This is a genomic window from Anaerocolumna sp., from assembly GCF_032079385.1.
Lineage (GTDB): Bacteria > Bacillota > Clostridia > Lachnospirales > Lachnospiraceae > Anaerocolumna.
Genome location: NZ_DAMAUC010000003.1, coordinates 220,480 through 238,018, shown reverse-complemented (window position 1 = coordinate 238,018; position 17,539 = coordinate 220,480). Strand labels below are relative to the sequence as shown.

The following is a 17,539-nucleotide window of genomic DNA, read 5'->3' as shown; positions in this document are numbered from 1 at the left end:
ATCATATCCTCCTTTACATTCAAATCTTTTTAGTGACTTAATAATATAGAAATGGCGTAAAAGTAAAAAACTCTTACGCCTCAAAGTAATCTTTATTCATTTTCAACTATTGATAAATCAACATAACTGCCTTTCTCAGCGGATCTGCGTAAATATACCTCCGTCCACACTGCATCTGCCACAAGAACATGTTACAAATCATGCACAGTTTTCGATTCAATCGATATCACCGCAGCATTTGCATTGTATACTATTTTTCAATATTTTCTCCCATTTTAACTTCTTGATATTGCTCTTACTCATCTCTTTTGCGTTATCTTTTCTGCTGCAACAGGACCACAACCTCTGCATGCACCGTTCCCGGAAACATATCCACCGGAACCGCCCTTTGTACTTTATAACCTTTTTTCGTTAAGAACACTAAGTCTCTTTCTAACGTCACCGGGTTACATGAAATATAGACCACTTTCTTCGGCCTTAATGAACATAAGGAATCTAAGAACTTCTCATCACTACCCGCTCTCGGTGGATCCATAAATACGAAGTCTACTGTTTGATTCTGTTCTGCCATTTGGCTCATGAATTCACCGGCATCTTTGTTGTAAAAATCAATATTAGATATATTGTTTCTCTTCGCATTTATGATTGCATCACGAACCGCGTCTTTATTCAGTTCTACACCAATGACCTTCTTTACATGCTCACTTGCGACGATGCCGATTGTTCCAATTCCAGAATATGCATCAATAATTGTTTCATTACCGGTAAATCCTGCATATTCAATTGCTTTATTATACAGTACTTCTGTCTGTACCGGATTTACTTGATAGAATGATTTGGGGGATATACGAAATACTTTACCGCATAAAGTATCTTCAATATAACCTTTTCCATAGATAACTTGTTCTTTTTCTCCTAATATCATACTGGTCTTTTTATTGTTTACATTAATTATGATAGTTGTTATTTCAGGATGTAGTTTTCTTAAGGCTTTTACGAAATTACTTTTAGACGGCAATATGGGAGAACCAAGTACCAAAACAACCATGATTTCACCGCTGGTATATCCAACTCTGACCAGTACATGGCGGAGTAAGCCGTAGCCAGTATCTTCATCATAGGTTTTAATTTTAAAGGATTTTAGCAGTCCGCGTATAGAACTGATTATTTCATCTGCCTTTTCATTTTCAATCCAGCATTTTTCTACCGGAACAACACGGTGAGTGCCTGATTCATAAACACCAGATATGGGATTTCCTTTTCTATCACGGTCAAATACAGCATGAACTTTATTTCGATAATGATAAGGATTGTCCATACCAATGATATTATCTACCTTACAATATTTATTTAAAAGACTTTCTACTAATTTTTGCTTGTCCTTTAATTGCTGCTCGTAACTTTGATTCAATAATTGGCATCCCCCACATTTCTTTTCGATTGGGCAAATGGATTCCTTTTTCTTTCCTTTTTTATCTGTAACCTCTTTTTCACTTGTCCTTCTTTTTTCTCTTTGATTTACTCCGATTGGTTTATGTGAAGCAATTTTATGAGGCATCGCCCCTTTTTCTTTTCCCATGTTATGTTCCTTTCTTGTACCTTTCATTACCTTGTACTTCTCATTGCCTTTTATTTTAAAAGTCTTTTATATTAGATTTAAATATCAAAAATATATACCATTGATTTTCTATATTATAATTTTCTATTAAACTCCCTCATTATTAAATTCCGGTATAAAGCTTTCCGAAGCGGTTTCCCCTTCTTGTATAAAGCCATTTTCCACTCCGATTTCTATTGCATAATCCACCAGTTCCTCATACTCCTCTTGTGTAATTTTCCGGTTTAGTTCCGGATATTGTTCCACCTGGGGAAGGGGCGTATACTGATTCATAACGCTTATATAAATAGTATCTCCGAATGTTTCATACAAATACTTTATAATATTTTTCGAGTCCTCCAGATATCCCGGCAAGGTTAAATGTCTAACAATAACTCCTTTTTTCATCATTCCGGATTGGTTAAATTCAGGTTCTCCCACTTGACGGACCATTTCAGCAATAGCTTTTGAGGCTATCTCAAAATAGCTACTGCAATTGGAATATTTTCTTGCAATATCATCAGACATGTATTTAAAATCCGGAAGATAAACAGAAACAATTCCTTCTAATAATTGCAAAGTGTCGACTTTTTCATAACCGCTGCAATTATATACAATAGGAAGTGTCAACCCCTTCTCTCTTGCAATGGTTATTCCTTGTATAATTTGTGGAACATAGTGGCTGGGGGTAACCAAATTTATATTATTGGCACCTTTCTCCTGTAATTTTATAAATATTTCCGATAATCGGCGGATAGTTATTCTTTTGCCCGCTTTTGCAGCCGCAATATTCTTATTCTGGCAATACACGCATCCCATAGAACATCCTGAAAAGAAAACTGTTCCGGAACCAGCTTCCCCTGAAATGCACGGTTCCTCCCACATATGGAGTGCTGCTCTTGCAACAACCAGCTCATCGGTCCCTTTACAATATCCTACTTGTCCATTCACACGATCTGCCTTACAATTTCTTGGACATAAAGTACAATCCTTTAATAAATTCATTATCCTTTTTACACCCATTTCATATCATATTTCATGCAAATCCGTTGTTTTACTCAAATAAATGAATAGCCACTATTTGCATACTTTTTGTTTATATAATTTATCTTATTCTTTCGCTTTATAACAATTTCTCCGTAACACATGCTTTATTGTATTCTTTCTGAAAAATTGTGTCAAGCAAAGTAAATAACATAACTAACAATTAACATAAAAAATTCCCCATCCTGAACTCAGATGACTTTGTTCGGCAGGGAATTTTTTATACTTATTTTTTTTTCGCTGAGTTTGTTGCACTTGAACCTTTGTCACCTTTCTTTTTAGGTGCCTTTTTTGGATTCTTATCTCCCATGAAACTCACTCCTTTGTTTTTTCTAGTACTTCTATTGTATATTTAATTCTAAATGTTGTCAAATAGCTTTTTGAATTCTTCTCGATATTTTTCTAATTGTTTCGACAATTAAAGTGCTTTATTGGTTTATTCACACAAAACAAATTAAAGAAATAGATATTTTAGCTCCTACTACAATACGAAAATGCTTTTGCTACAAATTAATTCTAAAATAATATTTAAATCTCATTGAAATATTAATGAAAACCTTACAAAAATTTCAAATTAATTTGATTAACTTGAAGCATCCGCTTCTGTTATTAATTAGCTACTTTTTATCACCGACATTGCATTGGCCTACATAGTATTTGATATCATTACATTAATTATCTTCATTATTGCCGTTATTGACATTGCTCTTATTGTCTTTGCTGTTATTGTCATTAGCACTATTTTCATTACTGTTATTTTCATTACTGTTATTTTCATTACTGTTATTTTCATTACTGTTATTTTCAATGTTAATATTGATATCACTGTTATTACCACTGCTGCCATCAACATTGCTAATGCTTACATCGACGTTATTAATATCGCTGTTATTGCTATTGCTGTTATTACTATTGCTACCATTTACATTGCTATTATTAATATCACTGCTACTACCATTACTGTCATTTAAATTACTGTTATTAGAATCACTGCTATTCATACATATGTTCTCACCATATTGGCATCCCTTGCATTTTCTGCACTGATACTGTTCCCATATATGTTCTGCTACTGGGGCCCAGTTCTCAGCCGCGGTCTTACACTTATTTGAAAGTTCCCTTACTTCTTCCGGATTCTGCAAATCTGTAGAATGGGCTCCGGACTGTTCAACTGCCTTTGTCAGAGCACCCGGGTTATCTAACAGCGGACAGGGGCGCAAGTGATTATGGTTAAAAGGCTGACCTTTCCTGTATTCCTGGAATAACGGCGACTGAAGAGCTTCCAGTACAGTTTTATCTTTTATATTAGAATCGGAATAATGGATGAAAGCACATGGTTCAATATCTCCATTGGCATTAATATGCAGATAACGTCTTCCTCCTGCTATACAACCATCGGCATGCGCTCCGTCATTCCAGAAGTCAAGGGTAAATAAAGGCTTGGTTTCTCTAAATTCATTGATTTTTTCATACATAAATTGACGTTGTTGTGCAGTAACCATAAGTTCCGGAACTGCCTGTTTGCCTATTGGCATATAAGTAAAGAACCAGCAAAATTTTGCACCCCAATTGATCATCTGATCAAAATATTCCTCTGAACCGATTATTTCCACATTTTTATTGGTGTAACAGCAGGAAATGCCAAATGGAATCTTCTTTTCTTTTAATAATTTCATAACCTTTTCTACCTTGGCAAATACACCTTTACCCCTACGAAAATCCGTTGCTTCTTCAAATCCTTCCACGCTTATGACAGGAACAAAATTTTTCACACGAAGGATTTCATCTGCAAATTTTTCATCAATTAATGTTCCATTGGTAAATGCTGCAAACTGGCTATCCGGATGAGCGGCGCACAAACGAATGATGTCTTTTTTTCTTACCAGTGGCTCTCCGCCTGAATATAGGAAGAAATGGGTAGCTAATTCATTACCTTGTTTAATGATACTGTCTAGTGTTTCATAAGACATATTTAATTTATTTCCGTACTCTGCTGCCCAGCAGCCGGTACAGTGAAGGTTACATGCACTTGTAGGATCCATAAGGATTGCCCAGGGAATATTACAATTATATTTCTCCTCCAGTTTCCTCTGTTTTGGATAACCAATCATACTTGCATTAATCATAAAATTTTTTAGAATTGTCTTTAAAATATCATTGTCAACATCTTCAAATAAGCTCATTATATATTTGTTCCAATTATTATCCTGATTTTCAATGACTTCATGAAGTGTTCCTCTCTGACTTTCCCAATTTCCCGCCCGGTCAAATTTATCTGCCCATTTCATCAGTTTGCGAAGATTTTTTTGAGGATTTTCTGATATAAATTTTATTGCCTGATTCATTGCTATGGATATTGCCTTTTCTTTTATATTTTTTTTCATTTTCCTATTACCCCTTTGCTATTATCTGCTTTCTATATATTTATTAAATATCTCCTATTAATATAAGTTCTTTATAAAAAAATGAGGCTAATCTTACTTATATTGTTCCTGCTAATGAATAAGTATCTCAAAGCGGTATGTTATTTCTGCTATGAATATGAGTAATACTCTTTGTTAGATACAGGCAATATAGTATGTAATATAGTCCAGGGAACCCCTCAAGTCGTAAGAGAAATTGCATTAGTACATAATATGACCTTTATGTAAAATAGTGTTAATATTGTTTACTTTTCGTCTAACCATACTTTAAAGCTTTTAATTTGGGGAACTTCCTTAAACAAAAAAAACCATGAAATACTGTAAAAGGAAAGTTTCATCCTATACTTCATTTCATGGATTTTATAAAATAATAATAGCTTAAAGAAATAATAGAAAAGTTGTAGAAAGATCCGGCCTATGTATTATACTTATTTGACTGAGTCAAAGTTATACAAAGAGATTCTTTTAATAAAAGTACTATCATCTAGTACTTAATTTTTTTAATATTGTTATCAATTCTTGTTTTTCTTCTTTGGTTAAAACCTCAAATTCTTCTTTTAAACTTTGTAAATGATTTGGAAAAATTTCTTGGATGATTTTCTTTCCCTTATCCGTAATTTCAATTAAGCTTGATCTTTTGTCTTCGGGATTTACATGTCTTTCAATGAGTTTTTCTTTCTCCAGATTATTAATCACTACTGTCATATTGCCGCCTGTTGAAAGAATGCTATTTATAATTTCCTGGATTGTTAATGTTCCCTTATGGTATAAAGCTTCCAAAACAGCAAATTGGGCTGTAGTTAAACCTCCTTCTTTAAATGTTACAGCTGATTGTTTTTGAATTGCTTGATTTGCTCTGCTTAGTCCAATAACAACTTTTAGATTTAAATCATTTTCTTCGCCATAATGTTTTTTATTCTTCATACCAATAATATATTACTAATTAGTAATAATGTCAACCCCTAAAATTATCTTCTCTTAAATTTTAGTATTCCTATCTATCCAACACACATTTCATATAATTGTTTTCCCTAGCTATCAGGTATTTTCTTCTTTCCGTCCAATATTCTCCCCATCCATCAGCAAATTTTCTTTTCCATCAGGTATCCTCCTTCTCCATCAGGTATTATCCTTCTCCATCAGGTATCTTCCTTCTCCATCAGGTACTATCCTTCTCCATTAGATATTATCCTCTTCCATCATCAAATTCCTCTTCCTCCATATATTATCCCTCCCATCACGAGGATACTTCCTCAAATAAGAGCATATCCCATTAGAATACCATCATATATTATAAATAAAAAAGGAGCTTTTTCCATGAGTGAATATTTATATAATAATTGCTGTCCTAATAAGCAGACCATGACTTTAACCGGCAGAGGTGAAATCTCTGCAATTCCTGATATTGCAGTCATTCGGCTAGGTGTACTGACCCAGGGTGAAGATTTAATTAAGGCGCAGACAGAAAATGCAGATTTAAGCCGGGCTGTTATAGATTCTTTGAAGCAATTGGGAATCACAAATATTAAAACCTTTCAGTATACTATTGATAAAATTTATGAATACGTAAATGGGACTAGGATTGACAAGGGGTATTCTGTTCGGAATATCCTTGAAATTAATATACAGAATATAGGCCAGACTGGTTTGGTAATCGATACGGCTGTTGATAACGGTGCAAATGTGGTTGATTTGGTTTCCTTTGAGGTTTCTAAAAGAGATATGTATTATCAGGAGGCATTAAACCTGGCCATTGGTAATGCAATAGAAAAAGCAAATTCTATTTCCCATCACCTTGGAATATCTGTCGATTTAATACCAATCCGAATTGAAGAAAATAGTGCACCTCCTGCCCCATTATTGCGGAATGTAGCTGAACGTGCCTTTGCCACTCCAATCGAATCCGGAGAACAATTAATTGAAGCCTTTGTAACTGCTGTATTTCATTATTAAAGAAGTTTCCCGAAACAATTTACTTGGAAAATTACAGTTTGTATTCTTAAGACGAAAATAGACCTTGGAGAATATGGAATAATTCCATACTCTCCAAGGTCTTTATTAACTCTAAAGGTAAAAGCCTAGTTATTATTTTGTATAATTATCAAAGTAACCCTGAACTAATATGATAGGTGTTCCTTTGTCTCCGCTTCCTGAGGTTAAATCGCAAAGGGATCCGATTAAGTCAGTCAGATGGCGTGGAGTAGTTCCCTGAGATACCATTTGACCTACTAAATCATTATCTTTGTTACGAATATAATCAGAGATTGCTTGCTTTAACTCTTCTCCTTTTAGATCCGCAAAATCATTATCTGCTAAATATTTTAATTTAACTTCATTTGGCTGTCCTTCCAATCCATCGGTGTATGCAGGAGATACAACTGGATCTGCAAGTTCCCATATCTTTCCGATTGGATCTTTGAACGCTCCGTCACCATATACCATAACTTCTACATGTTTGCCGGTTAATTCAAGAATTCTTTCTTGAATTGTCTCAACTACTGACTTACAGCTGCGTGGGAATAATTTAACTGTGTCTTCCGTTGCCTTATTGCTTCCCAACAAACCGTAATTTTCATTGAATCCGCTTCCATTTACAGAGGTTGTAAGAATGTCATCCAGACCATATACTTTCTCTGCTCCGGCAGCTTTTAGTAAACGTTTGGAACGGGCTCTTGAATGAATGTCACAACACAATACATTCTTCGTATATTTTAATATAGTTCTGCAATCATTTGCAAAGATGATTTCAACTTCGCATCCTGCACTCTGAACTACTTCTTTGTAATAATCAATATAATCAACACCAGTGAAAGTATGTTTTTGATACCCAAAAAGTTCACGGTATTTCTCTTCTGTTAGTACATCGATCCATGGATTAACTCCTTTTTCATCCAATAAATCAATATCAACCAAATGATTACCTACTTCATCCGATGGATAGCTTAACATTAATACAATCTTCTTAGCTCCTTTTGCAATTCCTTTTAAACAATTGGCAAAACGGTTACGGCTTAAAATCGGAAAGATAACTCCAAAGGTTTCCTCGCCAAATTTACTCTCAATATCACTGGCAATTTGATCGGTAGTCGCATAGTTACCCTGAGCTCTTGCCACAACTGCTTCTGTTACAGCTATTACATCTTTGTCATAAAGCTGAAAATTTTCGCTTTTTGCAGCCTCTATTACACTGTTAACAACGATTTCTGCAATATCGTCTCCTTCTCTGATAATCGGAGCACGTAATCCTCTTGAAATTGTTCCAACTAATCTTTCCATTATTACACCCATTGCATACAAAATCATAAGCAGATTCGATGCAGCCACAAAAAAATCCAGTTGAAAGAATTATTTGTGGCACCTTTCTCTATATTTTTTCTTCCAACAGTTTTCTTTGAAAATCATATTTTGTTAACTATATTATAGCACTGAAATTCTCTCCAGTAAAACTAATAGTTCTTATACAGGTTATAACTAGAGCTTATATTAAATTATTTTCTGTTCCATTCCCTTTCACCATAAACTTCTTTTGTTAAATTTAAATATTTTCTATTGTATATCTCCATAATTCCCTATAAACTATCCTTAGTTGTATAGGAAAGCAAAGGTGGAACCCATGATTAATTTATCTGAAAAACTAAAGGAACGGCTGCATACCCTTCCGGAACTTCCCGGTGTTTATAAAATGCTAGATTCACAGGGAAATATAATATACATAGGTAAAAGCAAATGTCTTAAAAAACGTGTGAAATCCTATTTTGTTAATTCTCCAAAGTGGGAAAAGGTTAATAAATTAGTACGGTTTATCGAGGATATTGAATACGAAGTAACAGATACCCATCTGGAAGCAAGACTTCTTGAATGTGAATTAATCAAAAAAAGAAAACCAAGTTTTAATTCCCAGATGAAACACGATAAGAATTATGTCTATTTGAAAGTGGCGGAATTTAATAACCACAATTCCCTATCCATTATTCTTGACAGAGAAGATAATTGTTATGGTCCCTTTCGGAGAAAATTCTCTATATATGATATTATTGATTCCCTGAAGCATAGATTTTCGGGATATTATATATTCTGAAATTCTATCCCTTCCAAAGGAATGTGTCCTGGAAACGATTTAGAATTTATATAGCTTCTGAATATTACACAATAATAATAATAATATTTCTAGATTTGTCAAATAATATGAATAGAAAATCATATTAAGATGTAATATTTTAAACGAAAATAAATGGGGTGTTCACTATGTTTACGGATAAAAGATTAACCGATGCTTACAAGAAAGCAAGAGTCGAATACTTTGACAAAGATTCTAAATATATATTCTTTAGTGATATTCATCGGGGCGACGACAGTGTATCCGATGAATTTGCAAGAAATCAGAATGTATTATTACATGCCTTGGATTACTATTATAATAAAGGTTACACCTATGTTGAAGTAGGTGACGGAGATGAACTTTGGGAATATAAGGAATTCAGATATATCCGCTTAGCCCATAGCGATATATTTACAGTCATAAAAAAATACTTTGATGCTAATCGATTGACTATGATTTATGGCAATCACAATATCTATTTAAAAAGCAAAACATATGTAAAGAAAAACTTCTTCCAATTTTATGACGAATATACTCAGGATATGCATGAATTATTTAATGGACTGAATCCTCAGGAAGCCCTCCTTTTAAAGAACAAAGAATCCGGTCAGGAGATATTGATTGTTCATGGCCATCAGGGTGACTTAATGAATGATCAATTGTGGTTTGTTTCTATGCTTACCTTACGATATTTCTGGCGGTTCATGCATGTAGTAGGATTTCATAACCCCTCCAGCCCTGCCAGGAATCATTTTAAACGTCATAAAATTGAGAAAAACTATAAGAAATGGATCAGACGGCATAAAATGATGCTAATTTGCGGCCACACCCACAGACCAAAATTTCCCAAAAGAAAAGAACTTCCTTACTTTAATACCGGCTGCTGTATTCATACAAGAGGTATTAATGGTATAGAAATAGCAAACGGTAAAATTATGATGGTGGACTGGAGAATCCGTGCGGACAAGGATGGGGCGCTTCATGTAATCAGAACCGTAGTAAGAGGCCCTGTTCCTATTGAAAAATATCTTCCGGCATAAATAGGATATTATACACAGAAAAGAGACTGCCGCAAACAATAAACTGTCATTCTAACTCGCTCTCTCCTTACAACTCAGCGGAATTTGTACTGAAAGATGGCAGTTTACTATTTTGCAGCAGCCCCTTCTGAGGGATATCTATGGAAGGAGGTATCAGATAATAATCTGTTTTAAGCTTTCTTACGTTTCATTTTCTTTAATATTGCTTTTGTCTCTTGATCCACCTGCAAAGATTCTATGATTTTCTGAATTGCTTTGTTATAAGTAAAATCCTCCAATTCATTCTTCTCTAAAAAGCTCATTGTTTCTATTTCATACTTTACAAAACACATAGATATGGCCCATGCTACAGCCATCTTAACATAATAACCTTCGTATTTGATTCTGTTTAATATATCTAATACCCTGTCAATGTAATCAGCTTCTATATAATAGTTAAGAAGCATCACAACACCAAATCGTATTTGAAATTCTTCTTTTGAAAACAGATGAGGTTGTATAAATTCCCAAACTCTGCTTTTGTTTACTTTGGTAAATTTTAATCCGGTACAAAAGCTATCACAGACAGCCCAATTATCAATTTGGGGAACAAAATCCGCAACATACTTTAATATTTCTTCCTTATCTGCTTTAACATAACCAATTACCATGCCCGTTAACATAACTTCTTCAAAGTATTGGCTATTTGCATTCCTATATTGGTTATTTGCATAATTGAGATATTCTCTCCAATCTCCTTTTGCTATCTCTTTGGCAAGTTTTCTTAAGATAGGCAGCCTGACACCTATAATCCCATCTGTATTGGGACATAAACCACTTTGAAATTGTCTGTACTTTTCATCTGCCAAATGAAATAATTGTTCTCTTATCTTGTTCAATTTCTTTCCTCACATTGTCATAGATTCGGTATAAAAGTGAAATTTTCTATTTCCCAATCAATAACCGATGGGTAGGGCACTTCAAACTTTTCTTCCTGGATACCTGAATCCAGTTCATATTTATGAATATACATTTTAGAGTCATTACCATATACTGCAATAAATACATAATTCTCTTTAAAATAGATTTTTCTTATAACTCCCTCTATATTAAGATCAGCATCGGCAATGTTCTTATAATCAGAATCATATATTTTAATCATACCACCATCGCCAATCAAATACAATTTGTTTGCATGGACATAGGATGCAAGGATATTAAACTCCTCTGCCACTATTTCTTTAATCTGACTGCCTTCTCTATAAGCTGCTATGTAAGATTTACCCGTAGGTATTCCCTCTTCCGTAAGTTCCTGGGAATAGACAATAACGGCGTCTCCAAATCCAACCACCGGCCTGTCAGGCTCTGCTCTGTATTGCTTTGGTAATAAAGTATCTGATAATATTCTCCTGCTCTCCAAATCCAGTGTCATAATTCCGCTGCTGCCTATAGAATTTTGATCCGGTTTCTCAGTTTTTAAATCTATATATGCTATATGAAGCAAATCACCCTCTGCAACTACAGAACAGGCTAACTTATTTTCTAACTTATATATTAATTCCTCCATATCCTTGCCGGTTCTTACTATGTCAGTAACATAGACCCCGTCTTGTACACCTATATTTAAGATTTGTATACAGCCTTTTTCCGTTGGATATGCGTACAGTACTCCATAATATCCGTCGGAATACACATCCTTCATAATTGAGAATTGTTCTAACCGGCCATCTTTCATACGATAATGGATATTCTTTTGTCTGGAATAAAAATAATATTCCCCCTGATTTTCAACAGCATTTTCCAATACCATGGAGGTATTTACAGGTATTTCTTTTACGCTGCCATCTTCATATAAAACAGATATGGAATTATTAAATTGATTCATATCACTTCCACTAAAGGAAAGTAAGTATTTAGAATCGTTTAAGGAAATATTTTTTGCTGTAAACTTTACCTTTCTTTCACAGGAAATTAAGATAATACTACAAATAATGAGGATTATTATGATTAGCTTTTTCATCATTACCTCTTTCCGCATCTAAGACTATGAAAATGTCTTAAGATCATGCTATTGGATTCATTGACAAAATTGTTTCTCCCTATTTATATCTTTGTAATAAAAATATTAATAACCTTAACTATATTATATCTAAGTACAGCAGGGCCTGCCGTACTATAAAATAACACAAATAATTTATTCCATTCAACAGGCCCTGCTATGATAAATTTATTCATTTACATAAAATAATACCGTCATATTCGATCCTGTTAGTTCTGCCGGTGATACAACCGTATCGTAAGGGAATCTGTCAATATCAATACCGGCGGTCTTCCAGCATCTCCATACAAGCTGTGAGCAATAGAAGCTGCTTGTTGTGAATTTGTTAAGGAAATTCCAGTTATAAGGAATTCTTGGACTTGTATTCACATAATCTCTCGCTGCCTTTACAGCTGCTGCTCTGGAGGTGGAGGTACCCTCTGTTACTCTTAATCCATATATTTTATTACGTCCCGGCCAATAATTATATTCATACTGAACTCCATTTACATGGCCATCTTTCTCAGGCCAGGAGGAAATACACCATACTCCGCCGGCAGTTTCTACCAAAGAGGCATGTCCAACCAATGCAAAGTCAATTCCTGAGGTAGTTCCGGTAAAGGATACATATACATCTCCCGGAATGGTATTGTGTGTTGCACTTAACTGCATTTCTCTTTGGAGGAGGGATCTTGTTATAGTATTTTGATTCTTATAAGCAAACTCGTTAATTAATTTCTGCTGAAGATTTTCATAATACGCACCATTCACTTCACCGCCTGGAGTGTAAACAATAGAATCAGAATAAGGTAAGTTTTCAAGTTCATCTAATGCATTTTGCTCTGCGGAAACGATTGTGTTCATTGAAGCAAACATAGCTGCGATAACTATTACGGATAATAATCTTTTAAACTTTTTCATATTGACCTCCGATTCTGGCGAACTAACGCCTTTTGAAACATAGCTACTTTGTGCATCAACTTTATTACCTTTTACAGTTTTCTATGCTCTCATAGCAATTACCCCCTTTACAGTTTTACCTTTCGGTAATTGCATATTAGCATAAATTTACTATTTGTGCGGACTCTTGCAGAAATTCATATACTCTTTTGCAGTAAACTAAAAAACTCCCGTTTCATATTCCATATATAACTCTCTTATTATTTTTCTTCTTGACTGACTAATTGGCAGACAATCAGAATTAGACATAATAACTTCATTATAATTTAGTCTGCTTGCATGGGCATAATTAATAATATAAGATTTATGTATCTGCACAAACTGATATTTTGCTACCTGGTTATATATAGTTTCCAATTTTCCGTAAAAAAGTTCTTCTCCATTTATGGTTACCATTCTGATTTCACGGTCTACACTTTCAAAATAGAGGATATTCTTTAAAGGTAACTTATGGATATCATACCCTTTTTTATAACTAAAGTCTGCGCCCAGTTTATCCGTTAATTTCATAGCTAAACGTATATCATTAATTATTTTGTAGGATTCTATAGGCTTTTCAATAAAATGCATAGGTCTTATATTAAATAATTCCATCAAATATTTATCCGTTTTGGACATATACACAATTTGGACCTTTTGATAATCCAACAAATCACGAATTATTTTTCCAACTGTTATTCCATTGATATGTTTTAAACTCAATTCTATAAATATCAAGTCAAAACAATACTCCTTCAGGATAAATTTCAGTAATTCTCCCCCTGAATAAAACACTTCAATTTCCATTTTTTCATTTATTCTTTTACTGTAACTTAAGATAATATTCTCAATATTAGCGCAACAAATCTGATCCTCATCACATATTGCTATTCGAAACATTACCTATCACCCCTCCATAGGAATATCTAAGTGTTATAATTATTTATGGTTTTAATGTGTGAATTAATTTTTCTATGCAAAACTTACTGCTTTCGTAAATCCTCTCCATTCCACCGCTGCTTACGGCAATCTATATTTACATTTTTTAACGTTATACTGATATTTTACTATATTCTTACATAAATTACAAACGTTTCTTACTTAATTTGTCTATCGTGATTATTTACCACTTATTTCAAACTAAAAATATTTCAAACCTACTTCTATCTCAAAGCTTCTATGCTATAATTCATGTATAGGAGGTTTCAGCATGTTAAATAAAAGTTTCAAATTCTTGGGTTGGGTATGCAGCATATTCCTTCTGATTTTATCCATAACATTTATAACAAAAGAAGTGTCAAAGGAAACCATAAATAATGTTCCGACTAATGCATCTTCTCTCAGTAAAGTTCATTTTATTGATGTTGGGCAAGGGGATGCTATTTTAATTGAAACAGATGAACACTATATGTTAATAGATGCAGGCGAGAATAACCAAGGTACTACAGTAGTAAATTACTTAAAAGAGCTGGGAATTAAGAAATTAGATTATGTAATAGGAACCCATCCTCACAGTGACCATATTGGAGGATTGGATACCGTAATTTATTCTTTTGACATTGGAAAGGTGATTATGCCTGATGTTGTACATACTACCAAAACCTTTGAAGACGTTTTGGATGCAATTTCAGAAAAAGACTTAAAGATAACAAAAGCCATTGCCGGTACTACATATTCTCTGGGCACGACTTCCTTTACCATCGTGGCGCCCAACGGTTCTGATTATGATGGGTTAAATGATTATAGTGTAGGAATTAAATTCGTTAACGGTGAAAATTCCTTTTTGTTAACAGGGGATGCAGAGAAATTATCCGAAACAGAGATGCTTCATAATGGTATCGATTTATCCGCAGATGTGTTAAAACTTGGCCATCATGGTTCTTCCACAAGCAGTCAGGAGGATTTCTTAGATGAAGTTCAGCCAGATTATGCAGTCATTAGTGCAGGAGTTGATAATTCATATGGACACCCCCATGTGGAAACCTTGCAGAAATTAAAAGATAGAAACATAGAAGTTTTTCGAACGGATTTACAAAATACGATTATATTTACTTCCGATGGAGAACATATTACTGTTAATAAGGAGCCATATTCCATTACTCAGTCAGATTTATCAAGGGCAACAAAAAATAACAGTGCCAAATCAGCAAAAGACAAGAGTAAGAATTCCGGCAGCACTATTGTCCATATTACCAATACCGGGCGTAAATATCATGTTGCAGGATGCCGTTTTCTAAAGGTTGACATAGAGGTTACCTTAGATGAAGCTCTTGCCAAGGGATTAGAACCATGCGGAACCTGCAAGCCGCCAGCAAAATAAGCCTATTACCATAGAAAAGAGGGAAGAACTTATGAAGAAATACATTATTGACCGTTTTGAAGATGACTATGCCATATGTGAAGCAGAAGATAAATCTTTCGTCCATATTCCCAAATCCAGCCTGCCGGAACATAGTAAGGAAGGGGATTGTATAGTAGAAAAAGAAGATGGCACTTTTTCTCTTGATAGGTATGAACGATTGGAAAGAGAACATCGAATCAGAGAAAAAATGAACCGTTTATTTGAATAAACTACGAGACTAAACTCTTAAAGTCTGGGCAGTACTCTTTTCTGATTATTTCAAGTAGAAATCCAGTATAGATAAATAAACATAAATAAAATTCCGAAAGTGCCCAATCTTTCGGAATTTCATTTATATTATGATATAAAACTTGTTTTTATTGTCTAAAGATAAGTTCACCTTTTTCATTTAAGTCAACGATTGCCAGAGATTGAAGATCAATGCCCATTCCTCTTATATAATCTCCCCCATCCTGGAAACCTTTTTCTATACAGATACCGCATCCTTCCAGGGTAGCTCCTGCCTGCTTTAATATCTCCATAAGCCCGATTAAGGCTTTTCCATTTGCTAAAAAGTCGTCAATAACTAAAACTCTATCATCTGAAGTTATAAATTTTTTAGACACACGAATGGTATAATCTTTGTTATGTGTAAAAGAATGTACTTCCGTTGTATAAATTTCTCCATCCAAATTTTTAGATTGTGCTTTCTTAGCAAAAACTACGGGTACACCGAAGTATTGCGCTGTAATACAAGCAATACCTATACCAGAGGCTTCTATAGTAAGTATTTTAGTAATATTTTTATGTTTAAAAAGCCTTGCAAATTCTTTACCAATTTCATTTATCAATTCAATGTCCATTTGATGATTTAAAAAACTGTCTACTTTAAGAACTCCACCTTCTTTTAGTACTCCATCCTTTATAATGCGTTCTTCTAATAACTTCATTTTTCCTCTCCCATTCTTTACCAGCTCAATTGTAATGTATCACTTATCCTTAAATGTATTATTTTCATTCTACTAAAACAAAGCCGTTTAATCAATATATAATTTCTTACATAATTAAAAACTACTATAATAAAAGACTGGAGAGAGATTATAATTCTTGATTTTCTATATATTATTTAAATCTTTTACAAACTTCTCTATTTTTTCTTTTGATAGTTTGTAAATATCTTTCTCTGTTTTAGCTACCTTCTTTATAATGAAACGGTCAAAAAATTTCATTTTATTAAGTATCGCCTGTCCCCCAAAATATTCTTTTACTGCTGCTTGCTCCAGTAATACTTCCGGATATGCATTTCTTAATTCTGTTTCTGCTTCTTCTCCTTCCGATAAACAGCAGATAAATAAGCCTAGTTTTTTATCTTTTAGGTTGTTTAAATTATCCAGAGCAAATTGAGTCACTTCTTTCTGTATTCTTCCCACGTAGATAGAGCCGCCAATGATTATTTTGTCATACTGGGTAAGGTCTATTTGCATGTTAGATTTTAAATTATAAAAGTCCATAACTCCATTCAGTTTTTCTTCAATTGCCTTTCCACATTGAACAACACAACCATATTTTGTGGCATAAAAAAATGCTGTTTTCATGTTATCCTCAATTCCGGTGTTGTAACACCATTTATATTATTTTCTTAATGCATTTTCAATAGCTTTTATAATCATGGTGCTACTGTAAGTCGCACCTGAAATAGTATCAACTTCCAGTGTTTGTTTTTCCTTCACTATATCTATAATTTCTTCTGCTTTTTTACCTAAGCCATATTTATGATCTAGTAATGTTATATTTATAATTTCACCATTTTCTATAGTAACCTTCACCTTTGCACCAATAAAATCTTGAATGTAGTATTCTCCCTGATATGTTCCGTCTTGTATATTAGTAAAATCAACCGGATTAATTGCTATACTATTTGCCTGTTTAATAATTTCATTGAATTTTACAGATAATGCTGCTATCAATATAATTATTGCTATCGGTATTAAAAACAGCAGGTATCTTTTTCTATTATTTGTTCTTTTTAATGATTTCAT

General features: G+C 33.7%; 17 protein-coding genes. 5 read left to right on the top strand and 12 right to left on the bottom strand.

All coding sequences use genetic code 11. The features are described 5' to 3' along the window. Positions 1–313 precede the first annotated feature (313 nt). The 4 genes from rlmD to RT261_RS04325 form a co-directional block, all read right to left on the bottom strand. Positions 314–1,633 (bottom strand): 23S rRNA (uracil(1939)-C(5))-methyltransferase RlmD, encoded by a 1,320-nt coding sequence (gene rlmD / locus RT261_RS04340; RefSeq protein WP_442871762.1) that lies wholly within the window; start codon positions 1,631–1,633, stop codon positions 314–316. A 72-nt stretch (positions 1,634–1,705) separates the two neighbouring features. Beyond that, entirely contained in the window at positions 1,706–2,602 is an 897-nt protein-coding gene (locus RT261_RS04335) for a 4Fe-4S cluster-binding domain-containing protein (protein WP_313129795.1), read from the bottom strand. A gap of 710 nt (positions 2,603–3,312) precedes the next feature. Continuing rightward, positions 3,313–5,025 (bottom strand): radical SAM protein, encoded by a 1,713-nt coding sequence (locus tag RT261_RS04330; protein WP_313129793.1) that lies wholly within the window; start codon positions 5,023–5,025, stop codon positions 3,313–3,315. 519 nt (positions 5,026–5,544) lie between these two features. Then, positions 5,545–5,988 (bottom strand): MarR family winged helix-turn-helix transcriptional regulator, encoded by a 444-nt coding sequence (locus tag RT261_RS04325; RefSeq protein ID WP_313129791.1) that lies wholly within the window; start codon positions 5,986–5,988, stop codon positions 5,545–5,547. Between the two features lie 393 nt (positions 5,989–6,381). Here RT261_RS04325 and RT261_RS04320 point away from each other — a divergent pair, with 393 nt between their 5' ends. Beyond that, a complete protein-coding gene (locus RT261_RS04320) occupies positions 6,382–7,017 on the top strand; it encodes an SIMPL domain-containing protein (protein WP_313129787.1) in 636 nt (211 codons plus the stop codon). Positions 7,018–7,149: 132 nt separating this feature from the next. Here RT261_RS04320 and RT261_RS04315 read toward each other — a convergent pair whose 3' ends face one another. Next, complete coding sequence (locus RT261_RS04315; protein WP_313129916.1) at positions 7,150–8,340, bottom strand: coenzyme F420-0:L-glutamate ligase; 1,191 nt, start codon at positions 8,338–8,340, stop codon at positions 7,150–7,152. Positions 8,341–8,677: 337 nt separating this feature from the next. On the opposite strand from RT261_RS04315, the gene RT261_RS04310 reads away from it, so the two are divergent. Both RT261_RS04310 and RT261_RS04305 read left to right on the top strand, forming a co-directional pair. Next, complete coding sequence (locus tag RT261_RS04310) at positions 8,678–9,142, top strand: GIY-YIG nuclease family protein (RefSeq protein WP_313129783.1); 465 nt, start codon at positions 8,678–8,680, stop codon at positions 9,140–9,142. Between the two features lie 167 nt (positions 9,143–9,309). Further along, entirely contained in the window at positions 9,310–10,203 is an 894-nt protein-coding gene (locus tag RT261_RS04305; protein WP_313129780.1) for a metallophosphoesterase, read from the top strand. A 170-nt stretch (positions 10,204–10,373) separates the two neighbouring features. On the opposite strand, the gene RT261_RS04300 is transcribed toward RT261_RS04305, so the two are convergent. The 4 genes from RT261_RS04300 to RT261_RS04285 form a co-directional block, all read right to left on the bottom strand. After that, entirely contained in the window at positions 10,374–11,081 is a 708-nt protein-coding gene (locus RT261_RS04300) for a DNA alkylation repair protein (RefSeq protein ID WP_313129776.1), read from the bottom strand. Positions 11,082–11,098: 17 nt separating this feature from the next. Next, complete coding sequence (locus RT261_RS04295) at positions 11,099–12,067, bottom strand: hypothetical protein (RefSeq protein WP_313129772.1); 969 nt, start codon at positions 12,065–12,067, stop codon at positions 11,099–11,101. 342 nt (positions 12,068–12,409) lie between these two features. Continuing rightward, entirely contained in the window at positions 12,410–13,141 is a 732-nt protein-coding gene (locus tag RT261_RS04290) for a YiiX/YebB-like N1pC/P60 family cysteine hydrolase (RefSeq protein WP_313129770.1), read from the bottom strand. Between the two features lie 198 nt (positions 13,142–13,339). After that, positions 13,340–14,059, bottom strand: a complete 720-nt coding sequence (locus tag RT261_RS04285; RefSeq protein ID WP_313129768.1) for a LytR/AlgR family response regulator transcription factor — start codon at positions 14,057–14,059, stop codon at positions 13,340–13,342. A gap of 310 nt (positions 14,060–14,369) precedes the next feature. Here RT261_RS04285 and RT261_RS04280 point away from each other — a divergent pair, with 310 nt between their 5' ends. Further along, on the top strand, positions 14,370–15,479 hold the full coding sequence (locus RT261_RS04280; protein ID WP_313129766.1) for a ComEC/Rec2 family competence protein: 1,110 nt from the start codon (positions 14,370–14,372) through the stop codon (positions 15,477–15,479). Positions 15,480–15,510: 31 nt separating this feature from the next. Continuing rightward, a complete protein-coding gene (locus RT261_RS04275; protein WP_313129764.1) occupies positions 15,511–15,729 on the top strand; it encodes a DUF3006 domain-containing protein in 219 nt (72 codons plus the stop codon). 148 nt (positions 15,730–15,877) lie between these two features. Here RT261_RS04275 and RT261_RS04270 read toward each other — a convergent pair whose 3' ends face one another. From RT261_RS04270 to RT261_RS04260, 3 genes are all read right to left on the bottom strand, one after another. Then, positions 15,878–16,450, bottom strand: a complete 573-nt coding sequence (locus RT261_RS04270) for a xanthine phosphoribosyltransferase (RefSeq protein ID WP_313129762.1) — start codon at positions 16,448–16,450, stop codon at positions 15,878–15,880. Positions 16,451–16,615: 165 nt separating this feature from the next. Beyond that, a complete protein-coding gene (locus tag RT261_RS04265) occupies positions 16,616–17,095 on the bottom strand; it encodes a flavodoxin domain-containing protein (RefSeq protein ID WP_313129759.1) in 480 nt (159 codons plus the stop codon). A gap of 36 nt (positions 17,096–17,131) precedes the next feature. Beyond that, positions 17,132–17,539, bottom strand: a complete 408-nt coding sequence (locus RT261_RS04260) for an FMN-binding protein (protein WP_313129757.1) — start codon at positions 17,537–17,539, stop codon at positions 17,132–17,134.

Bases quoted from the DNA above. Each gene is read 5' to 3' on its own strand.
- RT261_RS04335 (WP_313129795.1), bottom strand. From the start codon at position 2,602: ATGAATTTATTAAAGGATTGTACTTTATGTCCAAGAAATTGTAAGGCA.
- RT261_RS04330 (WP_313129793.1), bottom strand. From the start codon at position 5,025: ATGAAAAAAAATATAAAAGAAAAGGCAATATCCATAGCAATGAATCAG.
- RT261_RS04325 (WP_313129791.1), bottom strand. From the start codon at position 5,988: ATGAAGAATAAAAAACATTATGGCGAAGAAAATGATTTAAATCTAAAA.
- RT261_RS04320 (WP_313129787.1), top strand. From the start codon at position 6,382: ATGAGTGAATATTTATATAATAATTGCTGTCCTAATAAGCAGACCATG.
- RT261_RS04315 (WP_313129916.1), bottom strand. From the start codon at position 8,340: ATGGAAAGATTAGTTGGAACAATTTCAAGAGGATTACGTGCTCCGATT.
- RT261_RS04310 (WP_313129783.1), top strand. From the start codon at position 8,678: ATGATTAATTTATCTGAAAAACTAAAGGAACGGCTGCATACCCTTCCG.
- RT261_RS04305 (WP_313129780.1), top strand. From the start codon at position 9,310: ATGTTTACGGATAAAAGATTAACCGATGCTTACAAGAAAGCAAGAGTC.
- RT261_RS04295 (WP_313129772.1), bottom strand. From the start codon at position 12,067: ATGAATCAATTTAATAATTCCATATCTGTTTTATATGAAGATGGCAGC.
- RT261_RS04290 (WP_313129770.1), bottom strand. From the start codon at position 13,141: ATGAAAAAGTTTAAAAGATTATTATCCGTAATAGTTATCGCAGCTATG.
- RT261_RS04285 (WP_313129768.1), bottom strand. From the start codon at position 14,059: ATGTTTCGAATAGCAATATGTGATGAGGATCAGATTTGTTGCGCTAAT.
- RT261_RS04280 (WP_313129766.1), top strand. From the start codon at position 14,370: ATGTTAAATAAAAGTTTCAAATTCTTGGGTTGGGTATGCAGCATATTC.
- RT261_RS04275 (WP_313129764.1), top strand. From the start codon at position 15,511: ATGAAGAAATACATTATTGACCGTTTTGAAGATGACTATGCCATATGT.
- RT261_RS04270 (WP_313129762.1), bottom strand. From the start codon at position 16,450: ATGAAGTTATTAGAAGAACGCATTATAAAGGATGGAGTACTAAAAGAA.
- RT261_RS04265 (WP_313129759.1), bottom strand. From the start codon at position 17,095: ATGAAAACAGCATTTTTTTATGCCACAAAATATGGTTGTGTTGTTCAA.
- RT261_RS04260 (WP_313129757.1), bottom strand. From the start codon at position 17,539: ATGAAATCATTAAAAAGAACAAATAATAGAAAAAGATACCTGCTGTTT.